This is a genomic window from Saliphagus sp. GCM10025317, assembly GCF_042663665.1.
Classification (GTDB): Archaea; Halobacteriota; Halobacteria; order Halobacteriales; family Natrialbaceae; genus Natronosalvus.
The window spans coordinates 816356-841363 of sequence record NZ_JBHTAQ010000005.1 but is presented as its reverse complement, the minus strand read 5'-3'; the positions used below and the strand labels follow the sequence as shown (position 1 = coordinate 841363).

The following is a 25008-nucleotide window of genomic DNA, read 5'->3' as shown; positions in this document are numbered from 1 at the left end:
TTTAACTTTACTCGCAACTACTGTGTTGTAGATTTATAATGATGTTTTAATCAATGTATCCGAGAGCTCTGAGTTGTTCTTCGTTTACCTCCGGGACTTCCGTTTCACCTTTATTCTCCTCGAATTCTGAAACCGGGTACTGGTGGGTCATTTCAGATGGCGATCCATAGGCCAACGCAGATTTGCCGAACGTTTGGACGAGTGGTAAAAACGAACGCGGCAATTGTGCTCTGTTCGCAGGCGCTTGCAACCCCTTGTAGAGTTTTCTGTGAATCGCAAAGATAATTCGTTCGAGCGGTGATCCAAACTGTTTGACAAATCCCCCGTTACTATCCCAGGCAGAACTGGCACTATACTCAACAGTTCCACCGTGAGCCCAAAAATCGGATCTAACAATACGGTTTGGATCGGGTGTGATTGTCCACAAATCAATACCATCAACGTTCGGTAAAGTACCTCGGTTAGTCGCGCTCATTGCTGTTGGAGCGAGGTCGGTCCCTGACGAGACCCATTCGAGGCGTTTCCCAGACGGAAGTCCTGCACCCATGAACACCGTTGGAACGCGGACTAATTCGGGACATATCGGGGAACCATGAGCGTATATCCCTCCCCTCTCTATTTCGCCGAGTAACTCGCCGTGATCACTCGTAAAAATGACGAGCGTATCCTCAAGGAGGTCGCGTTCCGAAAGCTGATCAACCGTATCGAGAAATCGATCCGCTGCAGTTTCTGCACCGCGTTTGTACATGTTCTCTAGTTGATCACTCTTTCCGGCAAAATGCTCGAAAAAGGGCGGTGAGCTATCCCACTTTACATTGAAGAAATCGTATGGAGCGTGAGCGCCCTTTTCGTGGACTACAATAGTAAATCCATCTTCGGCCTCATTGAGGTTATGTTGTTTTTCTAGATCGAGAACCCGATTCGGTGGTTTTTGTACAGGATCATCTATATCGACCCAGACGTTCCGCAAATCTAACCCTGCATTTGGTCCTTCAAGTAGTTTGGGCGATCGTTCGACAACGTCATTGAATCCCCAGACTCTATGTGTAGCGGGATATTGGCCAGTCATCATTGATGGAATGCTCGACGCTGTGTATGTACTCGCAGCGATAGTTGGCACAGTTACACCAAGATCTGATACCCGCTCCGGAAGGTAATCCAGACGAAGACTATCGACGATATATATCAGAACGTTCTCGACGGCATTTCCGTCGGCCAAATCTGAAATTCCTCCCATTGTTCCGTACTACAGAGGCCTATAAGATAAGCCCCGTGGTTATTTTGTGATGATGAGACAATGCTCCTCGATGAAAGGGATTGCTTTAGTAGGCGCTAAATCCAATTTGACATACTCACGAGGCCGATGAACAAACCACACGTACTCTTGATAACCGTGGACAGCCTTCGCTTTGATCGTTGTCCAAGACGTCCATATGGAACGGTCACAGCTCCGAACGTAGCCGAATTGAGCGAGGAAGCTATCACGTTCTCTCAGGCAGTCTCTAATGGACCGGCCACTCGTTCGAGCTTCCCAAGTATTTTGACAAGTACGCATCCGCTTGCTTACGGCGGTTATTCGTATCTCGACAACGCTAGACCGTTCATAGCGAAAACGCTTGCAGAAGAAGGATTCCAAACTGTCGGGTACCATTCTAATCCCCATCTGGGAGCTGATGAGAACTATGACATGGGCTTTAGCGAGTTTAGAGATGCCGCAGAAGGCTCAGAATCAATCGCTTCCACGAAAGATTTCGTAGAGCGGAGACTCGACACAGACACATGGCTCTACAAACTACTCCGCCGATTCTGGCACTACTTCACCATGTCGACAGGGACATCTGCTTACGCCAAGGCATCATCTATTACTGAAAACGCTCTTTCCTGGATAGATACCACTTGGGACGGTGAATCCTCATTTTTTATGTGGCTACATTATATGGACGTCCATTATCCGTTCTCTCCTCCGAACAAATATGTAGAACAAAATGGAGATACACCGATTCCAATGAGCCGAACTACCGAGCTTAATGGACGGATGCAGGAGGAGCCGGAAACACTCTTAGAGGAAGACGTTGATGACCTATTAACGCTATACGATGGCGAGGTCCGTTTTGTAGATGAGCAGATCGGGCACATCATCGAGCACTTGAGGAATATAGGTATCTACGAAGAGACCCTACTCGTGATCACAGCAGACCATGGCGAAGCGTTTGGAGAACATGATCGATTCGGCCACCATCCAAATCTATACGACGAACTATTGCGTGTCCCGCTAGTTATCCGAGTGCCGGGAACAGACTCACGTGACGTGGAACAACAAGTTTCGCTCGTAGACCTCGGTCCAACTATTTACGATATCGTCGACATCCCGATTCCCGATAACGTACAGGGGACGAGTTTCGCTCCCTTACTTCGTGGAGATACAATGGACGAACCAGTCGCATTAGTTACAGCGAAGGGTGGTGACCGACTTGCATGCAGGACCTCGCACTGGAAGTGCTTTTGGCGGCGAGACGACGAAACCGTCGAACTCTTCGATCTGAGGAGTGACCGTGAAGAGGTGATGGACGTAAGTACGGATAATCCTGAACATGTTTCTCGCTTTAAAGAGATTATGGAGGAGTATATAACCGAAGCCGAGGCGACTGACACTGACCTCCCGAAAATGTCGAAAAGTGATGAAGTCGAAGAACGACTAAAAGATCTCGGATATATCGACTAGGCGTGATCGAGCTGCCGAATCGGTTCTTAAACTCGGCTACCGCTAGCCGTGGTGACCTCGCCGTCTCGAATATCGCGGCGCTCATCCTCGACAACTGCCTAAAGCACTTCAACTAGCTCAAGAATTCGGAGGCGTGGTTTGTGACCATTGGCCAAGTCGACCTTTCAGGCCATCAAAGTACACTTGGCTATGATTGGCGGTCACAACCATTTTACCCGGGAGCGAGTCGATTGGACTGCTGACATACGGGAGTACGTATTTTAGGTTCTCATCGGAGGGCAAGCAATATTCATCGATTGTTTGGTCAGCCAGAATGGACATTCATTGAGGATATCTTCGAATAGTACGATCCTCACGAAAATCTATTAACCAATACATCGAATAACCAGATGTTGAGCCCATATTTTTCCTCCACCGACCTGATGATCATTACTTCGTATTGGGAGATACCAGTGACCAAGAGAATGCTTAGCAAATATGTCAAGGAGAATGCTACCGAAACAAGGATTAGCCAAACAAACGAGGCAGGAATTACTGGTATGACGAGTCCTGCAATAGCGATGAAGGGAAGAGAGATTAGAACAGGGATCAAGGTAGCAGATGAGAGCGGCGTCCGACCAGCGTAATAGCGAACCTGTATTGTTGCCAGCCCGTCACGGATAAGAAATGAGATCGCTGTTGCGACGGCGGCACCCATGATTCCGATTGCAGGAATCAGTATGACGTTAAAAACAATATTCGCTATCGCCGCGGCTGCGTTATTAAAAGAGAGGAACTTCGATTTTCCCAATGCTTGGAGGAGAGATCCGTGGACATTCAAGACATTAGTGATGCCGTATCCGATGGCTAATATTGTGAGGACAAGACCGCCTTCAGCATACTCGCCACCGTAAATTACACTAATGAACTCCGTTGAGAAGACGCCGAGCGGGAAAAAGGCACATACGCTTGCGATTACTAGCCAGCGAGTTATTGATTGGTACACCTCAATCATACCCGAGATATTCCCTTCTCCTTCAAGCCGGCTTGCCATCGGCGTTCCAATGAAGTTAAACGCGGTAGAGAACATCCCCATAAAACTCACGGCCGCGTACGCGACGCCGTAAACTCCAACCGCTGTACTCCCCAGAAAACGCAGAACGAGAAATATATCGGCACTTCTGTATATGAAGTTCGAGAGGCCGGTGATGGTAAATGGGAGAGAATATCGAAACACATCGGACCGGCGATCCTTATCGAGCGGTTTCGAGACCGCTGGAAGCGAACGATGGAGAAAATAGGCGGCAGCAACGAGACTGACGCCGTACGGGATCGCATATGCTGCAGCGAACCCGAACTGGTTGAGGCTTAATGTGACTGCTCCGACAATAAGCACTAGCCGAACGCTAGTGTGCAAGATGTTCTGAACGAACGCGTATCGTGTCGACTCCGATTGCCCACGTAAGCCGCTTAGTGCGACATTGAGAAGTGCAGCAAACGGAATTGCTGCACCGAAGACTCTAATGCTCGCTTCGACTGTTGGATCGTTGAATACGGTCGCCGCGATGAAGTCCGCATTGAGTGTAACTAGCAGCCCTAATGGTAGAGAGGCTATCACAGCCACGCTAAACGCAAACCGAGTAATCGCCCGCTTTTCCGAGTTATCTACCCGGGGAAGGTACCGTATCAGGCCCGAGGCTAACCCGAGGCCTCCAATAATCGCGCCCACGTTTAATAGCGCAGTCCCAGTCGTTAAACCGCCGAAACTGCTAACCGAGAGAAACCTTGCGGCGAGCACCTGCGCTATAAACGCGATAACTAGTTCGAGAAACAGCCCAACGTAGATGACGCTCGCGCCTTTGACCACGTCCCGGATTGCTTGATCGCTATCGCTCATCTGGTCACCCGATCACCTGTCGAAGAGCGCGTTCATATCGATCGTACAACTCGTCCCAGGAGAACCCTTTCTCGACGGCCGTTCGACCGTTCTCGCCGAGCCACTCACGTTCACGTTCGTCTGTCGCGAGGCGATCAATCACCGTCGCCAGTTGATCCGGTCGATGGGGATCACAGAGCAACCCTGTCTCGCCGTCCTGAACGATTTCCGGGACCCCGCCAACTCGAGTGGCCACGACCGGCGTTGCCGTTGCCTGCGCCTCGAGTATTACTCGCGGAAGCCCCTCAGTATGGGAGGGGAGAACGAACGCGTCGAACTCGTGGTACAGCGAGGGGATCTGCTCATATGGCACCGACCCGAGGAACGTAGCCGTTTCCCCGAAAATCTGCTCGAGTCGTCGTCGTTCCGGCCCGTCACCGGCGACGATCAGTTTGCAGTCAGCATCGACTGATTCGAGTGCGGTGGCGAGATCCTCGAGGCCCTTATACGGTTGAAGCCCGCCAACGTATCCCAGGCAGAGGCCACTCTCTTGAACCTCGATTCGGTTTTCGAATCGCTCGGAAAGCGTGGTCGGCACCAACTCCGGATTAAATCGGTCTACGTCGACTGCGTTCAGCACATTGAAGATACGATCCTCGTGGACACCGTACGTCTGAAGCTGAGAACCGATGTAATCACAGACCACGAAGTATCCGTCGTGAGGCGCACGGAGCCGTGTTCTGAAGGAAGCGAGGTCCAATCGCCCGAAGAGACTCTCCACCGGCGGGTCGAGGCTCGACCCGACGTGGACGACGTGAGGCACGCCGAGACTCCGTGCCGCGAGCAGTCCCGGAAGATACGTTTTCCGGGTCTTCGAGATGATGACATCGACGGCACGCCTCCGTCCGATTCGAATCGCTCGAATGAGCGTTCTGAGGGGCCCTTCGACGAATCGACACTGGGGGTCAACCGAAACCTGAAACGATCGTTCTGGCTTGGAGTTCCAGTCAAGAAGATAAACGTCGTGTCCTCGCTTTCGAAGTCCTGAAACGACATTTCGGACATGTATCGCACCACCTCGTACCATCGCATCGGAGAAAGAAATAGGCTCCTCGGTGAGGTAGAGGATACGCATTGTTTGAATATGCTGACGACTCGGCTAAATATCTCGCGGTCCAGTGTCTTCGGCTATGGTTAGTAATCGTTTAGGCCGATGGCCGTGACTCGAGGCTCTCATAGCTCCAGATCAAATCGAAATACCGCTTCATTCCCGCGACGAACGAGCCATTTTCCGTGATCGCGGCCTGGCGCTGATGGTTCGGAACGTCGGTCTCTTCAACCAGGAAGATCGCTTTCCCGGAATCGTACTCCATACTGGGATCGATAAACGTTCCGCGCCAGGGCAGTACCTCCTCACTGAATCGATATCGGATGGCGGGGTGTTCAGCGGCGATTCGATCTACGATATCCGCCTGTACCGCTGCTTTCTCCGGCGGAAGCTTACGGGGATCGAGGAACAACACCGAGACCTCGAGCCCTCGCTCGAGCGCGGTTTCGACCGTCGTTTCGATGTCCTCGAAGTAGGCGAAGCTGTTCGTAATCACGTAGACGGTTTCGGCCGCGTTCTGATAGAGCTGACGCGTCTCCGTCTCACTCGGGTCGCCGACGTCGACTACGTGAAAGAGTTCCGACGTCGGTGTCACGTCCTCGTTCGCTTGCTCGTACAGGGGCCCGAACGTCTCCAGAAACGTCGACTCGATGGAATCGATTTCGGTACAGTAGTCTTCGTACTCCTGGCGGCGATTCTCCTTCGCCCGCTCGAGAACGGTTTCCGGAGATTTCGGTTGATACTGCTTCGGCCGGCCGGGAATCACCTTGATGAAGCCGTAATTCGCGAGCGATTCGAGAACGCCGTACACGCGAGCCTTGGGGATGCCCGTCGCCTTTGCGATGTCCGGTGCAGTCGTTCGTCCGGCGCTCAAGAGATGCTCGAGTGCCGTCGCCTCGTACTCCTTCAATTCTAATTCCTGCAGCAAATCGGTTGGCTCGGTCCCCATAGCAGATATCCCACGGTTGGACTGTGAAACCGTAAAACCGTGTATTTATCCTCGAGCGATTCTGGTCTGAGGTCAGTAATTCAACGCTCTGCTCGCTGCAGGAGTTCTCGAACCGATTCTTCGATGGTGTGTCTTGGTGACCATCCAAGATGCTCGTCTGCCCTCGACGTGTCGACGGTGAAGCTTTCGACCATCGTTTCACCGCTTCGCGGGTTTTCGACGAGTTCGACGTCGACGTCGACGTTCAGTTCCTCTCGGGCGATCGCCTGAACGGTTTCCGCGACCGTCATCACGGAGGGATCCTCAGTGCCGGCAATCTCGTAAATCTCGGTGCCGGTATCGCCTGTCTCGAGTTGCTCGAGCAGCCGTTCGCAGCTGTGGATATACGCCCTGGCGACGTCTTTGACGTGGACGAAGTTTCTCGACTGGGTGCCCGGTTCGTACACCGTCAACGGCTCGTTCGACGTGGCTCGGTTGACGAAGAAGTTGATCACCGTCGGTTTCGAGACGACCGTTCCGTCGACCACGTGGTCGCCGTATAGGTTCGACTTGAGGAACAGATGGGCCGGAAACGCGCCGTCGGCCAGCGTGTCGATCGCGCATTCGCCGAGGAGCTTGGTTCGGCCGTACCAGTTGAGCGGGTCCCGTGGATCGTCCGCCGTAATCGGGAACGTGTCGGGGTCGCCGAGAACGGCCATGCTAAACGGGAACACGAGCGCAGATCCGTTTTTCCGACAGAACCACGCGACGTCGTTCGTTCCGGTGACGTTGACGTCGTAGGCGAGGTCGCGGTTGGTATCGCAGTCGTCGACCCCACTGATCGCGGCGAGGTGAAGCACGACGTCCGCTCCGTCGAGCGCCGATTCCAGCCGGTGACGATCTCGAATGTCGACGTGTTCGATGTCAACCGAGCCAACCGCGGAAACCTGACCTCGGTACTGGTTATCGATCGCGCGAACGGACCACTCGGGGTGCGTTTGTTCAAGCAGGTGAAGGACGCGGCTGCCGATGAATCCGGCCGCACCGGTGACGGCAATCGTCGGCGGTTCGTTCGTGTCGTCTTGCTTCGATGATCGTTGACTTGTCATAGTATCATTGCCTCGGATGTGATCGTTGTAACCGGTCTGCCAGATCCGAAATTCCCTCTCGTACGGTCCATTCCGACTCGAAGCCAGTTTCCGATAACCGGTCGAAGCTCACGTGATACGACGGCCCTGGGTGCTCGTCCTCCAGGTACGTGATATCGAGTTCCCGATCGAGTTCGTCTCGAACGAGTTCCGCGATGGTGGCGATCTGGTAGTTCTGGTCGTTCGCCCCCACGTTGTAGACCAGTTGCGGCCACGAGTTCGGGTTCAGCGCGGCGTGTGCGTAAGCTCTCGCGGCGTCTTTCACGTGAATAAACGGGCGCCAGTTACTCCCGTCACCGTAGACGGTAAGCGGTCGGTCGGTGAGCGCTCGGAACACGAAGTGGTTGATGACCAGGTTGAAACGAACACCCGGCGACCAGCCGTAGTTCGTGCTCATTCGGAGTGCCGTCCCGTCGAACCCGTACTCGTCGATTGCCTCGCGAAGCAACCCCTCGGATTCGACCTTGGACTCCGCGTACGGATTGAGCGGGTCCTGGTCGGTCGTCTCGTCGATGTCGGTGCTCGCGGTACGCCCGTAGTTGTTACACGACGAGGCGAAGACGACGTGTTCGATATCGAACTTCCCGGCAGCCGTGAGCACGTTCTCCGTCCCGTGGTAGTTGACCGCGAACGTCTCCTCACGGCGATCGTGCGTCGACGCTGCACCGGTAATCGCGGCGAGATGGATCACTCGATCGACGTCGCGCATCGCGTTCTCGACGTCACCGTACTCGCGGACGTCACCACGTCGAAACTGAACGTCATCGATGCGTCCGGCGAGGTTCGACGGCGAGCCAGTCGTCAGCGAATCCAGGACGCTGACGGTCCCCACGGCTTCCTCCTCGAGGAGGAGCGAAACGAGTTCGCTCCCGATGTACCCACAGCCGCCCGTCACGAGGACGTGCAGATCAGTCATCAGACGTCAGGACGCCGGGGAGGAACCGATCTTCGTGGGCCGTGACCGTCCGTTCGTGATCGACCAACGTTCCGAGAATCTGTCTGACGCCGTCCTCGAACGTCGTCGACTGGCCGTTGATCAGGTCCGCGTAGCGGTCGTGTTCGATCTCCATCTTGTGCGTCTCGTCCTCCTCGCGCGGGTTTTCGAAGTGTTCGACGTCGACGTCGAGATCGAACTCGTGGGCGACGGAGGCGATGGTTTCTGCAATCTCGACGATACTGATCGCTCGAGTTACCTGATTGTAGACGGCGAGACCGTCGTGGTCGGTCTCTTCGAGGGCGAGGCGCGCCAGCCCTTCGACCGCGTCCCCGAGGGCGATGAACGGCTTTCGCTGTTCGCCTTTTCCGTACACGGTCATCGGATAGCCAGCGATGGCCTGTGCACAGAATCGGTGGGTAACGACCCCGAAGTAGTAATCGAAGTCGAACCGGGTCGCCAGGTCGGGGTGTGCTGCGGTCTCTTCGGTTTCGGTACCGTACGTGATCGCCGTTCGCACGTCCGAGATTGGAATGTCGAACTGCTTGTGTGCCAGGCGCATATTTGCTGCGTCGTGCGATTTCGTCAGGTGGTACCAGCTACCGGCCATCGCCGGGAACGGGACGTCGTCTCGCTCGCCCTGGTTTTCCATCGTCGCCCCGCCCTCCGGAATCGGGAACGTGGGCGCCCCGTAGACGCCGGTCGTCGTCGTTTCGATAAAGTGGGTGTCCGAAAGCCCCGCTTCGTGCAGCCCCCAGAGCAGATTCCGCGTCGCCTGCATATTGTTGTGCTGCGTGTAGTTTGCCCGCTCGCCGTTGATCTGTGAGTACGGCGCGGACGGTTGTGCAGCGGTATGGACGATCGTCTCGGGTTCGTGAACCGAGAGCAGCTGGTCGACGAATGCTCTGTCGGTCAAATCACCCTCGACGAAGGAGAGGTTCTCGAGACCGAGCGCTTCTTCGGCCGCCTCCAGTCGCGCATCGATATCCGCGATCGGTACCGCTGTCGTCGATCCGACGGACTCTACCCACTCCCTCCTCGCGAAGTTATCGACCAGGACCACGCGGTCGTCGGTTCGCGATGCGATGCGCAGTGCGGTAGGCCAGCCGAGATATCCGTCGCCACCCGTAACCAGTATCGACATAGTTACTCATAATTTGAGTACATACCATATAATGCTTCTGCCATCGCCTGCGAGACCGAGGGAAAGTACTAAGACCTCGTGGAGAATTGAGTTACTCAGAAACTGAGTACCATGACCTCTGCAAACGATGAACCCCTGGCCGAGGATGAGCGAGACGATCGACACTTAGAGGACATTGCTGATGGGTGCGGGTGTACCGAAGTGTGGGAGCATCTAGCGCAGAAGCGAGAATCCGACTGACGGATCTGCTATAAAAGCGCCGAAGAATAGAGGAAACAACCGGATTACGACGCTTACAGTCCCAATTTAATCCGCAAACAACATGCTCCCGAGGCGAGAACTGAGCGCACGCTTCAGCGGGAACCAAACAGAACTGAGACCTCCAGATGCGGAGTATTCGGCCGAAAGGGTGCAGGGGCAGAGTCGACGAGAGTCGTTAGTAACGAACTTTGAAACGCCAATCGTGTTCACCATCGCTGCTAGTTAGTGTATGACAGAGGCCACGCTCGATGACGCTCGAGCCCTCGAGAAGCGAAGTTCCTGAACCTTACCGACCCAGTTTCTCCCGCCCGATCCGAATCCCGGTCGGGGTGATGATGAGCTGGTCGTCACCCTTCTGGACGATGTCGCCGTCGACCTCGCGGGCGACCTGTCGGAGTTCGTCGACGATGTGTTCGGTCGTGCTGTCCTTGGTGCGCAGGCGGGTGATGTCGGCGATGACGATGTCGCCGTCGTAGACGGCGTCTTTGATGTCGATGGCGTCAACCTGCCCCCCGATTTCGGCGATGTGGACGGACATTCCGGCGTCCCCGGTCGACGGCGTGACGTCGTCGAGGTCGAGTTCGACGTACTCGTCGGCGGTGCGCGTCTGCCCGCTGCCGAGGATCTTGCTCATTAATCCCATAGCGTCAATGGTCCCGCGCTGGAGTATAGTTCTTACGTCAGACGCTGTCTCGCGACTTCACGGTCCTCCCCGATTTCGTAACGGCAATACCAGCTTGTTGCAATCCACCTAATTGTTATTCGCCTATCAGATAGAATTCATTTTTCGGAGTATCATAAGAACATTTATATGGTAAAGTATGGTGAGTGTGGTCGTGGTTGATAATACCATGTCACGGGAACACATCTCACGACGAACGCTGCTGCACGGAGTCGGAGCTGGAGTCGCCGCGACGGCACTGGCCGGACAGGCGTCCGGACGGGGCGACGAGTATATCATCGGACTGCGAGCCAACAGCGGGTTCGAGGTCGCCAGCGAGCGAGCCAACAGTGTTCGGCTCGAGCTCGAGTTCGGCGACGTCGGCAAAGCGCTCTCGGGACGATTCTCCGAACAGGCGGTCGAGGCGCTCGAGAACAATCCGAACGTTCGCTACGTCGAGCAAAACGGTCGGATGCACGCCCTCGAGCAGACGACGCCGTACGGTATCGACCTGGTAGACGCCGACGTGGCGGTCGACAACGGCGAGACCGGCGCCGGCGCCAACATCGCGATCATCGACACGGGCATCGACGCCCAGCACGAGACGCTCTCGGCGAACCTCGGCGAGGGCTGGGCCGCGGGCGACGCGGAGTGTGACACCGGCTGTGGCGGCGGTCCCTTCGGCGGCGGCAACGACATCAGCGAGTGCCTCGAGGTCTGGGACGACGACAACGATCACGGGAGCCACTGCGCGGGGACGGCCGCCGCGGCCGATAACGGACTGGGCGTCATCGGCGTCGCCCCGGACGCCACCCTGCACGCGGTCAAGGTACTGGACTGTTCGGGCGGCGGCTCGTACGACAGCATCGCCGCGGGCATCGAGTGGGCTGCCGACCAGGGCCAGATCGACGTGTTGAGCATGAGCCTCGGTGGCGACGACTCGAGCGTCGTCCGCGACGCCTGTCAGTACGCCGACCAGCAGGGGAAGGTCATCGTCGCGGCGGCCGGAAACGACGGCCCCTGTTCCGACTGCGTGGGCTACCCGGCTGCGTACGACGAGGTCATCGCCGTCTCCGCGACCGATTCCAACGACGACCTCGCGGACTTCTCCTCGACCGGACCGGAGATCGAAATCGCTGCCCCCGGCGTCGACGTGCTCTCGTCGATCCCGCGCAGCGACTACGCCGAATTCTCGGGGACTTCGATGGCCTGCCCGCACGTCGCCGGCGCAGCCGCGAGCCTGATCGGTGCCGGCGAGGATCCCGCAAACGTCCGACAGCTCCTGAAAGACGGCGCCGAGGACGTCGGCCTCGCCAGCAACGAGCAAGGTGCGGGTCGGCTGAACGTGGCGAATTCGCTCGGACTCGACGGCGGTGACGATGACGACGGCGGAGACGGCGGTGACGGTGGCGACGGTGACACCGCACCCACCATCGACCAGTTCGCCGTCTCCACCAGCTCGAGCGGGCCCTGGTCGCGCGCGAGCGTCAGCTGGTCCGTCTCGGACGCCGACGGTGACCTCGCGAGCGTGACGACGGAACTCCTCTCGGGCACCAGCGTACTCGACAGCCAGACCACGAGCGTCAGCGGCTCGAGCGCCTCGGGCGAGGACGACCTGCGGACGCGTGACAGTCCCGACAGCGTCCGAGTGACGGTGACGGACGCCGCGGGCAACGAAACGAGCGACAGCCAGGCGTACTGAGCGGACGAGCCAGTTCGACCGTCCCTCGAGCACTCCCGGGCTGCCGGGAGACGTCCCTTTTTGCCGGCGGAGTACGTGCCCCCGGACGACATGACGTTCAGCATCTGCGTCCACGAGACGTACGAGGACGACGACGGCGAGGAACACGACCGGTTCGGCGTCGCCGTGACGACCCGGCTTCCCGGCGTCGGCACACTCTGCCCGTTCGTCAGCGAGAACGGGGCCGTCGCCACCCAGAGCCTGGTGAACGTCGACCTCGGTCGGCGAGGAATCCAGTACGTCGACGACGGACTCGCCGTCGAGGACGCCCTCGAGGGCCTGCTCAACGCGGACGAGGGGGCTTCGAACCGCCAACTCCACGGCGTCGACCGCGACGGCGAGTTCACGTTCTCGGGGGAAGACTGCAAGGACTGGTACGGACACATGAGCGGCGACGGCTACACGGTCGCCGGCAACCTCCTGACCGGGGAGTCCGTGATCGAGGCGACCGCGACGGCCTACACCGACTCGGGGGACGATGACACGCCGCTCGCCGAACGCCTGACCGACGCCCTCGCCGCCGGCCACGCCGAAGGGGGCGACAAGCGCGAGGAACTGCGGGTCCAGAGCGCGGCCGTCCGCGTCGCGACGACCGAGGAGCGCGAACTCGAGCCGTTCTACGACGACCTCCGGGTCGACGCGACCCTCGAGCCGATCGCGGACCTCCGGGAGACCTTCGACCTGGCACGGGAGGGCTACGAGACGGCACTCGAGAAGTACGAGGACGCCTACGAGGAGGACGACATCGACGCGAGCGAGGAGTGAGCCATCGCTCGAGGGTTGGATGTACCGTCGCTCGAGGGTTGGAAGCACGTAGGAGACCCGCAAACGCGAACAGGTCGAGCGTTATCCAGAAAAGGAGTAGAGGTCGTCGCCGACGTGGTGCAGCGAGTCGACGACCTTCCCCTCCTCGCCGACCATCTCCGTCCCCGAGACGCGAGCGCGCCCGATCGCCAGCACCTTGCCGTGGGACTCCTCGGCGATCAACACGAGGTCCCCCTCAGAGATTTCGCCGTCGGCTTCGGTGATCCCCGGGCGCATCACGTCCGCACCGTCGGAGACGAACGAGACCGCGCCCGCGTCGACGGTCACGATCCGGTAGTCGGGATCGTAGGCGTTCGCCCCGCGGACGGTCGGGAACGGCTCGTCGTCGAAGTAGGCGATTTCGGGGGCGCCGTCGACCAGGACGACCTCCCAGTCGCTGTCCTCGAACTCGACGCGTTCGTAGGTGTCGCCCGCGAGCGTGACGCCGAGACGGTTGGACACGGCCGTCTCGATCTCAGAGATGGCGTCGCTGCGGAGGTGGTGTCGCGATTTGACCTGCATACGCGCCACCACGGTCACGTCAGCTATAAAACGCCCGTCTCGAGGCCAGTTCGATCACGAGGTCACCGCCCGTCTCGGTCGTCAATCGTGACCGTCACACGTGCCGTGAGAATTGCTAAGTAGGCGCACACCAATAGCCGACGTATGTGGCTCTCCCGGTGGCGAACGGAGACCGTGACCTGCATCGCCTGCGGCGAGACGGTTCCGCGATCCGAGGCCCGCGAGTACGACAAGTACGGCAATCGCTGGGAACGCGAGGGCAAGACCTTCGAGTACTTCTGTAAACCCTGCGACGGCGACCTCTGTCGATACGGCCGTGACGGCCTCGAGGCCCAGCTCACCGACCTCGAGGCTGGCGAGCACTCCCAGGAGGCGTTTTTGCGGCGGTATCTGTGTTCGCTCGAGGAGCGCCGGCGGGTCGAGGAGCGGTGATCACGGGCCGCGCGGACGGTCGCAGGTGGGTGCGCGTCGACCTGAGGTCGATGTACATCGAACGCTAGAGGTCCGTCCGGTCGAACTGCAGATACCCCGCCAGCGGCGCGAGTATCACCCAGACGAGCAAGACTGCCACGCCGAACACCGACGGCGCATCCTCGCCGGCCCGGTCGAACACGTAGGCGTCGAGTACCCGTTCGTAGGCCACGCTCGGGGAGAGCGTCGCCACGTAGGGGCGCCACCACGGGAGTTCGTCGGGGAACTCGAGTCCCGAAAGCAGGTAGACGACGCCGTCGGGGACCACCCGCCAGACGAAGACGAACAGCATGAACACGCCGAAGGCACAGACGGCGGCCCAGGAGGGCGATCGGAGCAGTCCCGAGAGACCGATGCCGATGGCGACGTAGGCCAGTCCCAGACCGGCGGTGGCGAGCGTAAATCCGGCCAGCGCCGCCAGTGGAACCGTCGCGCCGAACCCGAGGAGGATCGCGACCGCGACGACGACGCCTAGGAGTAGCGGTGCGAGGAACACCAGGTACCGCCCGACCAGCGACCCGATCACGACGTCGCGTCGGTCGTGGGGCATTCCCAGCACGAGCGTGAGCTGGCCGCCATCGCGTCGCTTGACGATAGCCTCGTACGAGAGCATCAGCCCGGTAGCCGGGATCAGCACGATACAGAGCAACGAGAGCATCGTGACGAACTCGATCGGTTCGGGCGCCGAGAGGTAGTCGTGAACGCGAGCGCGTCGCACGTTCCGCACGTGAATGTAACCAAACACGCCGAAGACGAGCCCGAAGAGCGCCGCCATCGCGTACAGCTGGTAGTTGCGAATCGCGTCGCCGAACTCCTTGCTCGCGAGCAGTCGCCAGTTCATCGCTCGCCCTCCGTGTAGGAGACGAATAGCTCCTCGAGCGACGTCTCCGCGGTCGTAAAGTCGGTAATCGTCGCTCCCTGGTCGCGAATCGTATCCAGCACGTCGAGTTTCGCCTCCGTCGCGCAGGTGATCACGAGCGCGTCGCCGTCTCGACGCACCGAGGAGACGCCCGCGAGGGAGTCGACGGCCGCGACGACCGGTTCGAGGCCGACCTGTGCTCCTGGCGGTGGGTTCGATCCCGCCCCGACCTCGCCACCTGCAACGCGTTCACGAACCTCGCCGGCCGTCTCGAGTTCGACGACGAGTTCGCCGTCGCTCTCGTTAGCCGACCGGAGACCGTCGATGGTGTCGACGGCGATCAGCGAGCCCTGCCGGAGAATTCCCACTCGGTCGGCGACGGCCTCGACCTGCTCTAAGATGTGACTCGAGAAGAAGACCGTCGCGCCCCGGTCGCGTTCCTCGCGAACGATCTGACGCATCAGTCGGACGCCGTGTGGATCGAGCCCGGTCGAGGGTTCGTCGAGGATCAGGAGTTCGGGTTCGCCGACGAGGGCCATCGCTAGCCCCAGGCGTTGGGTCATCCCCTTCGAGTAGCCGATGGCCTTGCGGTCGGCCGCGTGGGCCACGTCGACGCGCTCGAGCAGGACGTCGGGGTCGTCGTCGGCGTCGTTGGCCGCGATGGCGTACTCGAGGTGCTGACGGCCGGTCATCGTCTCGAAGGGGGCGTACCCCTCCGGGAGAATGCCGGTCCGCTCGCGGACGGCGACGGGGTCGCTCGTCACGTCGTGACCCAGCACCTCGACCCGCCCACTCGAGGGGTGGGTGTAGCGCATCAGGATGTCGATAGTCGTCGACTTGCCGGCCCCGTTCGGGCCCAGGAAGCCGAAGACCTCGCCGGATTCGACCTCGAGGTCGATGCCGGCCAGTGCGGTGACGTCGCCATACCGTTTCGCGACGTCGTGGAGGGCAATCGTCGTCATCTCCACACACTCTCTGCTGGAAACATATAAATTCCAACGTGTTCTTCGCGAACTGGTTGATCGACTCGAGAGAGACGGAACGTGGTCGTTTCTGCACGGCGGCACAATACTATAAAAGGCATAGTAAATCACGGGTTGTGGTCGATGCTCGAGCGGGGGCAACTGCAGATGCTCAGGTGGGACGATTACAGATACTCGAACGCGGGCGACTGGCAGACGGCCAATGAAACCGTTCGCTCTCGCCGGGGTCGCGCTCCCGCAACGGCTAGCCGTTCTACGTGCAGGCGTCCCATACCGAGACCCGTTTTCTCCCGACTAGGATCACGAGGGCTGATCGACGTCGGCGAACTCCCCCGAAGGGAGCGACCCGGGCGAGGCCAGCGAATCCCCGATCGTTTTGACGAGCGAGATGAACTCGTGGGGGTCCACCGGTTTGACGAAGTACCCGTCCGCCCCCAGCTGATAGGTCTCCAGAACGTGGTCGTCTGACTGGGAGCCCGAGAGAACGAGTATCGGCGTCGAACGAAAGTCGGGGTCGTCGGTAATCCGCTCGAGCACTGCATTGCCGGTCAGTTTCGGCACGTTCAGATCCAACAGCACGAGGTCCGGTTTCGCCGCGGGTTCGTAGCCGTTTCGTCGATAGAGGTAGTCGAGCGCTTCCGCACCGTCGGTGACGACGGTCAGCGAACGCGGGACGTCGCTCTCGTCGAATCCGTTCTCGATGAGCCGAACGTCGCCGGGGTTGTCCTCGATTACCAGGATGTCGAACGGTTCCTCGGTCATTACTGTAAACCTGTGAACTACTGAGCCTGTGAGCTGTGAACCGATTTACGCCGCCGCGGGAAGAGTGAAGTAAAACGTCGTGCCGTCGCCCGGTTCCGAGTCGACCCAGATGTCACCGCCGTGGTGGTCGACGATCTTTCGACACAGCGAGAGCCCAATGCCAGTCCCCTGGAACTCATCGTTCGAGTGGAGTCGATTGAAGATGTCGAAGATTTGGTCGACGTACTCCGGATCGATACCGATTCCGTCGTCGGCGACCGAGAAGACGCAGCGGTCACCCCGTTTCTCGCCGGTAATCTCGATTCGAGGTATCTCGTCGCCACTGTACTTGATCGCGTTCGAGACCAGGTTCGAGACCAGTTGCTCGAGCTGGTGGGCCTCACCGCGGACCGCGGGTAACGGCTCGAGGTCGACTGTAGCATCGGTCTCGTCGATCTGCACCTGTAGATCGGTCAGCACGTCCTCGACGACGTCGTCGCACTCGACTCGCTCGAAGTCCGCCTCGTCCATGTCGATCCGCGAGTACGCGAGCAATCCGTTGACCATCTCCCGCATCCGGTCGGAGCCGTCCACGGCGAAGTCGATGTACTCCCGCGCCTCCTCGTCCAGGTCGTCCGCGTAGCGGGAATCGAGCAACTGGAGATAGCTCGAGATCATCCGCAGCGGCTCCTGTAAGTCGTGGGAGGCGACGTAGGCGAACCGCCTGAGTCGCTCGTTGGACTCCTCGAGTTCCGCGACCGTCTCGTTGAGTTCGGACCGCGCTAGAGCGCGGTCCACCAGCGTATTCAGCATTCGCTCGACGTCGCGGGTGGGTTCGTCGGGTTCGAAGAACTCCTCCGGCGGCGTGTAGTAGAAGTTGTGACAGACGGTGTCCTCGTACACCAGGTGCGGGTGCGTTCGGATAACGTCGACGAGCGTCTCGGGTGGGATGCGCTCGCAATCGTAGTGACAGAGGGCGATGCAGTCCTCGCCGCGAAAGAGGTCGTTGACGCGGCTCTCGTAGGCCATGAAGTCCTCGAGGGTCGCGTACTCGTCCAGGATGAAGTTCGTATTCGCGGTCACGCGAAGCGCCGGGTACTCCTCCTTCGCTTCCTCGATCGCGTCGGCGTACACCTCGAGCATGTCGTCGGGGTCGAAGCGCCCGGACCGGAGGTAGGTCTCCTCGAGCGAGTGGAACGTCAGCTGACCCGACTCGAGCGCCGCGTCGACGTCGACGTCGCCACCGCGGAGTTCCGCGAGGATTGCGGACTTCGGAAGGTCGTCGATGACGTACATGACCCGCTCGCCGCGCTCGATACCCTGTCGAATAAATGGGGCAACGGTGGCGAACCGTTCCTCGCGGGACCGGTAGAACAGCGCGATGTGCTCGCAGGTTTCCAGATCGTCGAGTCCGTCGAGCGGTTCGACCGTCCCGTGAAACGCCGGACTCGACCGAAGCGCCTCCAGTCCGCTTTCCAGGGTCAGCGAATCGACGGTGGCGGATTTCCCCGTCCGCAGTTCCTGCTGACGGCTCCGATCTGCCTTCTGACTCATTGTCACGTACCTCGATGTCTATCGGTAAGTAGCCTTTGCCTGTTCCCCGCCTTCCCTCCAAGAGAGTGGTAACATACGACACAATATGCCTTGTCACCCACTTGAAGCTCCCGGAGCGAATCGAGAATTGCAGCGGACCGTGTTTTGTTCGCACCGGTCGTTCCAGGACGCGTTCAGTTCCTCGACCACTTCGCACGGCTGGCACGAAACGCCGCGCACGCGTCCCGACACGACTTTGGCCCTCCTGTTCGTAGCCGAGGGTATGAGCGACGACGCACAGGCCGCAGCCGGCACGGCCGAGGGGCAAGGTCCCGTCCAGATCTCCGAAGACCTGGCCCGCCACCTCGAGAACAAGCGCGAAGACCTCTTCGAGAAGTTCGAGATCCGCGACGAGTTCCCCGCGAGTGTTCTCGAAGAGGCCAAGGAATTGACCGAAGATCCACAGGCGGACATCGACGCGGAACTTGAGCACCGGCGTGACCTCCGGGACATGACGACGTGGACGACCGACCCCATCGACGCCCAGGACTTCGACGACGCGCTCTCGATCGAAGAGCGCGAGGACGAGTACGTCCTCTGGGTTCACATCGCGGACGTGACCCACTACGTTCACCCCGAATCCGAGATGTGGAACGAGGCCGTCGAGCGCGGCAACACGGTCTACCTGCCCGCCTACACCATCCACATGCTGCCGCCGGTGCTGGCAGAGTCGGTCTGCTCGCTCGTGCCCAACGAGGAGCGACTGGCCCACACCGTCGAGATGCACCTCGACAAGGAAACGCTGAGCTACGAGTCCATCGACATCTACAAGTCCGTCATCGAGTCCGACGAACGGCTCACCTACTCGCAGGCCGAACAGCGACTCGAGGACCCCGACGCACCCCTCCACGAGGAGAACGCGCTCGTCTACGAGGTCGCCAACGAGATGCACGAGATCCGCAAGGAAGACGGCTCCCTCGTCCTGAACCCCAGCCGCGACCGCGCCCACACCATCATCGAGGAGTGCATGCTCAAGGCCAACAAGGCCGTCACGCACGAACTCATGTGGTCTCGCGGCGTCGAGGCGATGTACCGCGTCCACCCCCAGCCGACGCCCGACGAGTGGTCGAAGGCCCTCCAGGAAATCCAGGACCTCGACGGCGTCTCCATCCCCGGCGACACCTGGGACGAGCCCCGGAAGGCGGTCAACGCGACTCTCGAGACCGCGCCGGGCCGACAACTCGACAAGATCCAGTGGGCCGTGATGAAGGTGATGCCCCGCGCGAAGTACATGAACGACCCGTTCGGCGGCCACCACGCGCTCAACTTCGAGATTTACGGCCACTTCACGAGCCCCATCCGCCGCCTCTCGGACCTGATCAACCACTGGATCGTCTACCAGAACGACGTGCCGGAGAACCTCGTCGCCCTCTGTGACCGGGCCAGCGACAAGCAGAAGGCCGCCGAGACCTGCGAGCGCGAGTACAAACAGTTCCTCCAGGAGGTCGGCCTCGATCCGATGGCGGTGAACAACCGAGGGCTCGAGGTCGTCGAGGACGCTGAAGAGGCAGACAATACGCTGTAAACTACCCCACCCTACTCCCTCGGCGCAGACGCGCCTCGGTCCTCGAGGGTGGGGTTTTGATGTGGACTCCCGGAAATCAGTCGCCGGCAATAGGCCGGTGGCTCTTGCCGTTCACCGTCCCACCATTCACACGCAGGTCTACTTCTGCGTCTCCGCTCCCCGACGTGGGCGAGGAACGGAGTCTGTGTATCCGCTTCCGGGCGTAGCGTAGCCCGATGTTCTTCGCTCCGTTGTAATCCGCGTTCACCTCGTACCCGCACTTCGCACAACAGAAGCGTTCTCCGTGTCGGTTGGCTTCGTTCGTGAACCCACAGTCCGTCCGAGAACAGCGTTGGGACGTGTGGTTCGGCGCGACTTGTTCCACGGAGACGCCTTGTTCAGGCGCTTTGTACTCCACGTACTCGAAGAGGCGTCGGAACGCCCAGACGTGGTGCCACTTCGCCTGTGGAAGTTGCTCGCGTATGTCGGTCAAGTCCTCGAACGCGATCACGTCGCAACCGCGTTCGACGGCTTCCGTGACGATTTCGTTGGCGACGGTGTGGATGTACTGCTTGCGCCACGCTTCTTCGCGTTTCCCGAGTCGAAGCAAGGCGTTGTGTGCGGCTTGCGTGCCGCGCTGTTGCATCGCTCTACGTCGCTTCTCGAACTCACGACACCAGTGGTCGTACTCACTGCCCTGCCAGAACGTGCCGGTCGAGGAGACGGCGAGACTGTTGACGCCGAGGTCGATGCCGAGGACCGTTTGGTCGGGGTGCTCAGTATCTGCCAAGACCTCCGCGTCGTCGTCCCCAGAACGTGAAGCGTTCTGGTGTGCGGACGAGACGCGCGTCTCGTCAACGCCGTCCACCTCACACCGCCGGATCGAGATATTGAGGTAGAACTCGTCTGTTGCCGCGTCGTACCGAAGCGTACTCTCGCGGAACTCGTAGTCCTCGGAGAGAACGTACCGCTCGTAAGGCGTCGGACTGTCTGCCGGAAGAACGAACGAGGGTTCGACCCGACCTTCAACAGTTGCCAGCGACACCTTGTTCCGGTAGAAGGTCGCGCTCCGCGTGTCGTAGTCCATCGTTTCGGCGGTGAACGTCGGGCAAGAGACGCGCTGTCCCTTCTTCCAGCGTTCAACGACGCCTTTGATGGATTCGACAGCGCGACGTATCGCGGCCTGGACGAGTTGTGCCTGTAGGTCCGTCTCTTCGCGGAGGTCGGAGTAGAGCGCGTCTCGAACCCGCCGTTTGTTGATCCTGCATTCGGTGAACGAGGTTCCTGACCAACAGTAGTCGGCAGTTTGGTTCGCGCAGTACAGGTATTGCTCGGCGGTTCGATGGAGTGCGTCGCGTTGCTCGTCGGAAACGGCGAGTTTCACGACGGCGGTTCGACGCACGTCCATACTTCAGAGAAGACACGGCGGTACGTATACGTTCGGGAGTCAGTCGGTCGCAGTATGCTGGTTGTGTCGTCCCATGTCGGTTTCCTCTCCGGCCTACTCGCTTACTTCGTTCGCTCCTTGAGGCCGGAGGCTCCACCTTGAATTACGCTGAATTGCGGAAAACGCGGTTACACAGATTCGAGGAGAAAGTCCACGACTTCAGTCGTGGGTGGATATCAAGAACTCATAACAGCTTCTCGAGCAACGACACCCGATACGTCTCGCCCTCGAGTTCTTCGACTACCTCGGCGGCGGGTTCGTACCCTCGACCCTCGTAAAAGTCGATTGCGCGCTCGTTTCTCGCGAACACTTCGAGGCGAATCCGGTCGTAGCCGACGTCCTCGAGCGCTCGTTCTCCGCGCTCACAGAGCGACGTTCCCAGCCCGCGCCCCCAGTGACTCGAGCGAACGTAGAGGCGAGCGAGGTGGCCGACGGCGGGTTCGTCCGGCCACTGGCCGACGTGGACGAAGCCGGCGAGTTCGTCGGTTCGATCCGCTTCGCCATCGTCGGATTCGGGGGCGACGAGCAGGTGGCTGTCCCTCGACTGGATCGACTCGTGCAGGCCCTCGAGGGCGTACCACTCGTCGGTCACCGTCTCGACGGTCTCGGGGCCGAGGAGGTCGTCGTACGCGGCGTGCCAGCTCTCGCGGGCGACGGCCCGGATCGCTCGGGCGTCTTCGAGGCGCGCGGGTCGGACGAAGTGAGTGGATCGGTGGCGGCTCGAGTCGGTCACGATGGCTTGTCAGAGGGCAAAGACGAAAAAGTGTGCGGCTAGTTACGTTCTGGGTGAAACTGATAGCGTTCTTCCGGTTTCAGGCATCGGTCGACGCCTGGAAGGGTGCTACTCGTGCGGGCCGTCAGACGCTCGAGCCGTCCGCCGCATACCGATACAACCAGAGCGTACACGCGAGCGCGACAACGGCCGCGGCGGTCGCGATCACGAATGCCATCCGGTACCCGGTCGCGGTGTAGACGCGAACGCCGGCCTCGAGTTCGCCCGTCCAGTAGGTGTCGAGAGCGACGCCCATCGCCGTCGGGAGCACGGCGGCCCCGAAGAAGGCTGCGCCGTTGATCACGCTGGTCGAGATGCCGCTCGCGCTCGCGTCGTGGCGGTCTTTCACCAGCGGATACCCGAGGACGAACGCGCCGAGCAGGATGCCCGCTACGAAGAAGACGAAGCCGACGATGGCGATCGGGGGCCGCCCCAGCGCGGCGACGAGACCGATCGAGGCCACGTAGAGGACGCCGCCGACGACCATCAACTCGACGCGGCGCTCGAGGCGGTCCGAGAGCCAGCCGATCGACGGCGGGCCGACGATCATGCCGACGCCGCCGGCGAGGGTGTAGAGCGAGGCATGGGTCACGGAGACGTCGTAGGTCTGGACGACGTACGGAACGCCCCACAGCCCGAACAGCGTCAGGTTGAGTCCGGAGGTACAGAAGAGCATCACGCTGGCGACCCAGGTGACGCGATCGGAGAGCACGGTTCGGACGTGGCGGATGACGGCGGCCGTCGAGAGCGTCGGCTGGCCGGGCACGCCCTCGATCGGGTCGAAGCCGGCCCGTTCGGGCGTGTCCCGAACGACCGCGTAGACGACGACGCTGAACGCGACGCCGAAGACCCCGAGCGCGCCGACGGTCGCCCGCCAGCCCGCCGATTCCGCGGCGATCGCGAGCGGCGTGGTCGCGAGGACGCCGCCGACGCCCGAAACCGCGAAGCTGAGGCCGCTGAGGGTGGCGAACTCGTCGGCCCGGAACCAGCTGGCACAGAACCGGAGGATGCAGACGAAGATCACGCTCGCCCCGAGGCCGACGAGTCCGCGGGCGACCAGCGCCCCCGCGTAGCTGGTGGCCAGCGCGAACCAGATCGCGCCGACGTTCATCACGAGCCCGCCCGCGGCTGCCGTCCGTCGGGGACCGATTCGGTCGGCCAGGATCCCCGTCGGCAACTGCATCAGCGCGTAGATCCAGAAGAAAATCGCGTGGAGCGTTCCGAGCTGGGCGCCCGTGGTCCGGAATCCGGCCATCAGCTCCTCGGCGAGGACGGCCGTCGAGAGCCGGTAGACGTTCACGAGCAAGAAGACGACGCCGAGGGTCCCCCAGAGGAACCACCGGCGAGTGAGCGGGTCGCGCCAGCCTCGCATGACTGTCTTCTCTCGACTCGAGTGACCTAACGATTCAGGTTCCGGAAGCGTTCATCGCGAACGGGGTTCGAGAGAGATTCGCGGCTCCACCGGCGCCCTCCGTCACCGTTGTTCCATTCGACCGCAGTCCTCGCGTTCGTCTCGAGCGGTCGTGTCCGTCTCACTCGAGCGATCCCCACGGATGCGCCATGGCACACCCCGCGACGTGACACACCACGAGAAGACCTTTCCACGACGCGCTCGACCACGCAGGTATGCACACCCTCGACGGGTACGACGCCGGCGGCCAGTTCCTCCGGCGGGCGCTCACCCTCTCGGCGCTCACCGGCGAGTCCGTTCGCCTCGAGGGCGTCCGCGGCGACCGGCCGAATCCGGGGCTGGCGAACCAGCACCTGGCCGTTCTGGAGGCGATGGCGGCGATTACCGACGCCGAGGTCTCGGGTGACGAACTCGAGGCCGAGACGGTCGAATTCGACCCTCATGCGAGATCGGGCAGCGACGGCGCAGTCGAAATTTCGGGCGGGGAATACGCCGTCGACGTCGGCACCGCCGGCAGCCTCACCCTCCTCTTCGACGCCGTCCTCCCCCTCGCCGCCCGCCTCGAGTCGCCGCTCATTCTGACCGCCACGGGTGGGACGGACGTCACCTGGTCGCCGCCCGTGGACTACCTGCGCTACGTCAAACTCCCACTCCTCCGTCGGTACGGCCTGCAGGCCGCCGTTGAGGTCGACCAGCGCGGCTTTTATCCCGCGGGCAGCGGCCGACTGCGGCTTCACCTCGCTCCCTCGCGGTTCGAACCGCTCGACCTCGAAAGCCGGGGCGACCTCGCGGGTGTGCGCGTCTACTCGACGGAAGCCGCCGCGCTGGCCGACGCCGACGTCGCGAAACGGCAGGCGGAGGGTGCCCTCGGGCGGTTGCGAGCACGAATCGGTGCAGGTGAGGCGAATTTCGAGATCCGCGAGCGTGTCGAGACGACGGCCGAGAGCGCCTGTCCAGGTTCGGTAATTGTGCTGGGCCTCGAGTTCGAGCACGAGTTCGCCGACGGCTCGCCGGAAACCGCATCGAGGCCCCGTCTCCGGGCCGGCTTCGGCGCCCTCGGCGAACCCGGCAAACCGGCCGAGCGCGTCGGGGAGGAAGCCGCCGACGCCGCCGTCGCCTTTCTCGAGGGAAACGGAAGCGTCGACGTCCATCTCGCCGATCAACTCCTCGACTTCCTCGTTCTCGGCGGCGGCCGCCTGCGGATTCCGGCCGTAACCGACCACGTCGAGACGAGCCTGCGACTGCTCGAGGCGTTTGGCTCCGACCTGGATCTCGACCTCGAGCCCGAGCACCGGAAGAACGACGGCGGGTCGACCGTCCTGGTCGCCGAGACGAGTCTCGAGTGAGAGTGAAAGTGAGAGAGTGAGATACCGCCACCAACGACACAACTTATAGCACG

23 protein-coding genes are annotated in these 25008 nt (G+C 60.6%); 7 read left to right on the top strand and 16 right to left on the bottom strand.

Annotated features, from left to right (window positions below; genetic code table 11):
- Window positions 1-46: 46 nt before the first annotated feature.
- Complete coding sequence (locus tag ACFQS4_RS06210) at window positions 47-1237, bottom strand: sulfatase-like hydrolase/transferase (protein WP_497902788.1); 1191 nt, start codon at window positions 1235-1237, stop codon at window positions 47-49.
- A 126-nt stretch (window positions 1238-1363) separates the two neighbouring features.
- On the opposite strand from ACFQS4_RS06210, the gene ACFQS4_RS06205 reads away from it, so the two are divergent.
- Window positions 1364-2722 (top strand): sulfatase, encoded by a 1359-nt coding sequence (locus ACFQS4_RS06205; protein WP_497902787.1) that lies wholly within the window; start codon window positions 1364-1366, stop codon window positions 2720-2722.
- A 352-nt stretch (window positions 2723-3074) separates the two neighbouring features.
- Here ACFQS4_RS06205 and ACFQS4_RS06200 read toward each other — a convergent pair whose 3' ends face one another.
- The 6 genes from ACFQS4_RS06200 to ACFQS4_RS06175 all read right to left on the bottom strand — a co-directional run bounded on the left by ACFQS4_RS06200 (window position 3075) and on the right by ACFQS4_RS06175 (window position 9839).
- On the bottom strand, window positions 3075-4598 hold the full coding sequence (locus tag ACFQS4_RS06200; RefSeq protein WP_497902786.1) for a flippase: 1524 nt from the start codon (window positions 4596-4598) through the stop codon (window positions 3075-3077).
- Between the two features lie 4 nt (window positions 4599-4602).
- Entirely contained in the window at window positions 4603-5664 is a 1062-nt protein-coding gene (locus ACFQS4_RS06195) for a glycosyltransferase family 4 protein (RefSeq protein ID WP_497903157.1), read from the bottom strand.
- A gap of 118 nt (window positions 5665-5782) precedes the next feature.
- Window positions 5783-6634, bottom strand: a complete 852-nt coding sequence (locus ACFQS4_RS06190) for a TrmB family transcriptional regulator (protein ID WP_497902785.1) — start codon at window positions 6632-6634, stop codon at window positions 5783-5785.
- An 80-nt stretch (window positions 6635-6714) separates the two neighbouring features.
- Entirely contained in the window at window positions 6715-7722 is a 1008-nt protein-coding gene (locus tag ACFQS4_RS06185; RefSeq protein ID WP_497902784.1) for an NAD-dependent epimerase/dehydratase family protein, read from the bottom strand.
- Window positions 7723-7726: 4 nt separating this feature from the next.
- Window positions 7727-8677 carry an NAD-dependent epimerase/dehydratase family protein gene (locus ACFQS4_RS06180; RefSeq protein WP_497902783.1) on the bottom strand — a complete coding sequence of 317 codons (951 nt, stop codon included), beginning with the start codon at window positions 8675-8677 and terminating at the stop codon, window positions 7727-7729.
- Window positions 8670-9839 carry an NAD-dependent epimerase/dehydratase family protein gene (locus ACFQS4_RS06175; RefSeq protein WP_497902782.1) on the bottom strand — a complete coding sequence of 390 codons (1170 nt, stop codon included), beginning with the start codon at window positions 9837-9839 and terminating at the stop codon, window positions 8670-8672. The genes ACFQS4_RS06180 and ACFQS4_RS06175 overlap by 8 nt, the downstream gene beginning before the upstream one ends.
- A 111-nt stretch (window positions 9840-9950) precedes the next feature.
- Between ACFQS4_RS06175 and ACFQS4_RS06170 the strand changes: the two genes are divergently transcribed.
- Window positions 9951-10079 carry a DUF8595 family protein gene (locus ACFQS4_RS06170; protein WP_497902781.1) on the top strand — a complete coding sequence of 43 codons (129 nt, stop codon included), beginning with the start codon at window positions 9951-9953 and terminating at the stop codon, window positions 10077-10079.
- 307 nt (window positions 10080-10386) lie between these two features.
- On the opposite strand, the gene ACFQS4_RS06165 is transcribed toward ACFQS4_RS06170, so the two are convergent.
- A complete protein-coding gene (locus ACFQS4_RS06165; RefSeq protein ID WP_253433197.1) occupies window positions 10387-10743 on the bottom strand; it encodes a cell division protein SepF in 357 nt (118 codons plus the stop codon).
- Window positions 10744-10936: 193 nt separating this feature from the next.
- On the opposite strand from ACFQS4_RS06165, the gene ACFQS4_RS06160 reads away from it, so the two are divergent.
- Both ACFQS4_RS06160 and ACFQS4_RS06155 read left to right on the top strand, forming a co-directional pair.
- Complete coding sequence (locus ACFQS4_RS06160; protein ID WP_497902780.1) at window positions 10937-12463, top strand: S8 family peptidase; 1527 nt, start codon at window positions 10937-10939, stop codon at window positions 12461-12463.
- A gap of 90 nt (window positions 12464-12553) precedes the next feature.
- Complete coding sequence (locus ACFQS4_RS06155; protein ID WP_497902779.1) at window positions 12554-13267, top strand: DUF1028 domain-containing protein; 714 nt, start codon at window positions 12554-12556, stop codon at window positions 13265-13267.
- Window positions 13268-13348: 81 nt separating this feature from the next.
- Here ACFQS4_RS06155 and ACFQS4_RS06150 read toward each other — a convergent pair whose 3' ends face one another.
- On the bottom strand, window positions 13349-13828 hold the full coding sequence (locus tag ACFQS4_RS06150; RefSeq protein ID WP_497902778.1) for an RNA-binding protein: 480 nt from the start codon (window positions 13826-13828) through the stop codon (window positions 13349-13351).
- A 144-nt stretch (window positions 13829-13972) separates the two neighbouring features.
- Between ACFQS4_RS06150 and ACFQS4_RS06145 the strand changes: the two genes are divergently transcribed.
- The gene (locus tag ACFQS4_RS06145; RefSeq protein ID WP_497902777.1) at window positions 13973-14260 is read left to right on the top strand and encodes a DUF7562 family protein; all 288 of its coding nucleotides are present in this window, start codon (window positions 13973-13975) and stop codon (window positions 14258-14260) included.
- 64 nt (window positions 14261-14324) lie between these two features.
- On the opposite strand, the gene ACFQS4_RS06140 is transcribed toward ACFQS4_RS06145, so the two are convergent.
- The 4 genes from ACFQS4_RS06140 to ACFQS4_RS06125 all read right to left on the bottom strand — a co-directional run bounded on the left by ACFQS4_RS06140 (window position 14325) and on the right by ACFQS4_RS06125 (window position 18436).
- Window positions 14325-15140: an ABC transporter permease subunit gene (locus tag ACFQS4_RS06140; protein WP_497902776.1), complete on the bottom strand. Its 816-nt coding sequence runs from the start codon at window positions 15138-15140 to the stop codon at window positions 14325-14327.
- Window positions 15137-16120 carry an ABC transporter ATP-binding protein gene (locus tag ACFQS4_RS06135; protein ID WP_497902775.1) on the bottom strand — a complete coding sequence of 328 codons (984 nt, stop codon included), beginning with the start codon at window positions 16118-16120 and terminating at the stop codon, window positions 15137-15139. The genes ACFQS4_RS06140 and ACFQS4_RS06135 overlap by 4 nt, the downstream gene beginning before the upstream one ends.
- 321 nt (window positions 16121-16441) lie before the next feature.
- The gene (locus ACFQS4_RS06130) at window positions 16442-16903 is read right to left on the bottom strand and encodes a response regulator (RefSeq protein WP_497902774.1); all 462 of its coding nucleotides are present in this window, start codon (window positions 16901-16903) and stop codon (window positions 16442-16444) included.
- 45 nt (window positions 16904-16948) lie between these two features.
- Window positions 16949-18436, bottom strand: coding sequence for a sensor histidine kinase (locus tag ACFQS4_RS06125; RefSeq protein ID WP_497902773.1), 1488 nt, complete (start codon window positions 18434-18436; stop codon window positions 16949-16951).
- Window positions 18437-18698: 262 nt separating this feature from the next.
- Here ACFQS4_RS06125 and ACFQS4_RS06120 point away from each other — a divergent pair, with 262 nt between their 5' ends.
- Entirely contained in the window at window positions 18699-20000 is a 1302-nt protein-coding gene (locus tag ACFQS4_RS06120) for an RNB domain-containing ribonuclease (protein WP_497902772.1), read from the top strand.
- A gap of 76 nt (window positions 20001-20076) precedes the next feature.
- Here the strand turns inward: ACFQS4_RS06120 and ACFQS4_RS06115 are convergent, their stop codons facing one another.
- From ACFQS4_RS06115 to ACFQS4_RS06105, 3 genes are all read right to left on the bottom strand, one after another.
- Window positions 20077-21387, bottom strand: a complete 1311-nt coding sequence (locus tag ACFQS4_RS06115) for an RNA-guided endonuclease InsQ/TnpB family protein (protein WP_497902771.1) — start codon at window positions 21385-21387, stop codon at window positions 20077-20079.
- Window positions 21388-21610: 223 nt separating this feature from the next.
- Entirely contained in the window at window positions 21611-22159 is a 549-nt protein-coding gene (locus ACFQS4_RS06110) for a GNAT family N-acetyltransferase (RefSeq protein WP_497902770.1), read from the bottom strand.
- Window positions 22160-22283: 124 nt separating this feature from the next.
- Window positions 22284-23570, bottom strand: coding sequence for an MFS transporter (locus ACFQS4_RS06105; protein WP_497902769.1), 1287 nt, complete (start codon window positions 23568-23570; stop codon window positions 22284-22286).
- A 254-nt stretch (window positions 23571-23824) separates the two neighbouring features.
- On the opposite strand from ACFQS4_RS06105, the gene rtcA reads away from it, so the two are divergent.
- Window positions 23825-24955 carry an RNA 3'-terminal phosphate cyclase gene (gene rtcA / locus ACFQS4_RS06100; RefSeq protein WP_497902768.1) on the top strand — a complete coding sequence of 377 codons (1131 nt, stop codon included), beginning with the start codon at window positions 23825-23827 and terminating at the stop codon, window positions 24953-24955.
- The last annotated feature ends 53 nt before the right edge of the window (window positions 24956-25008 follow it).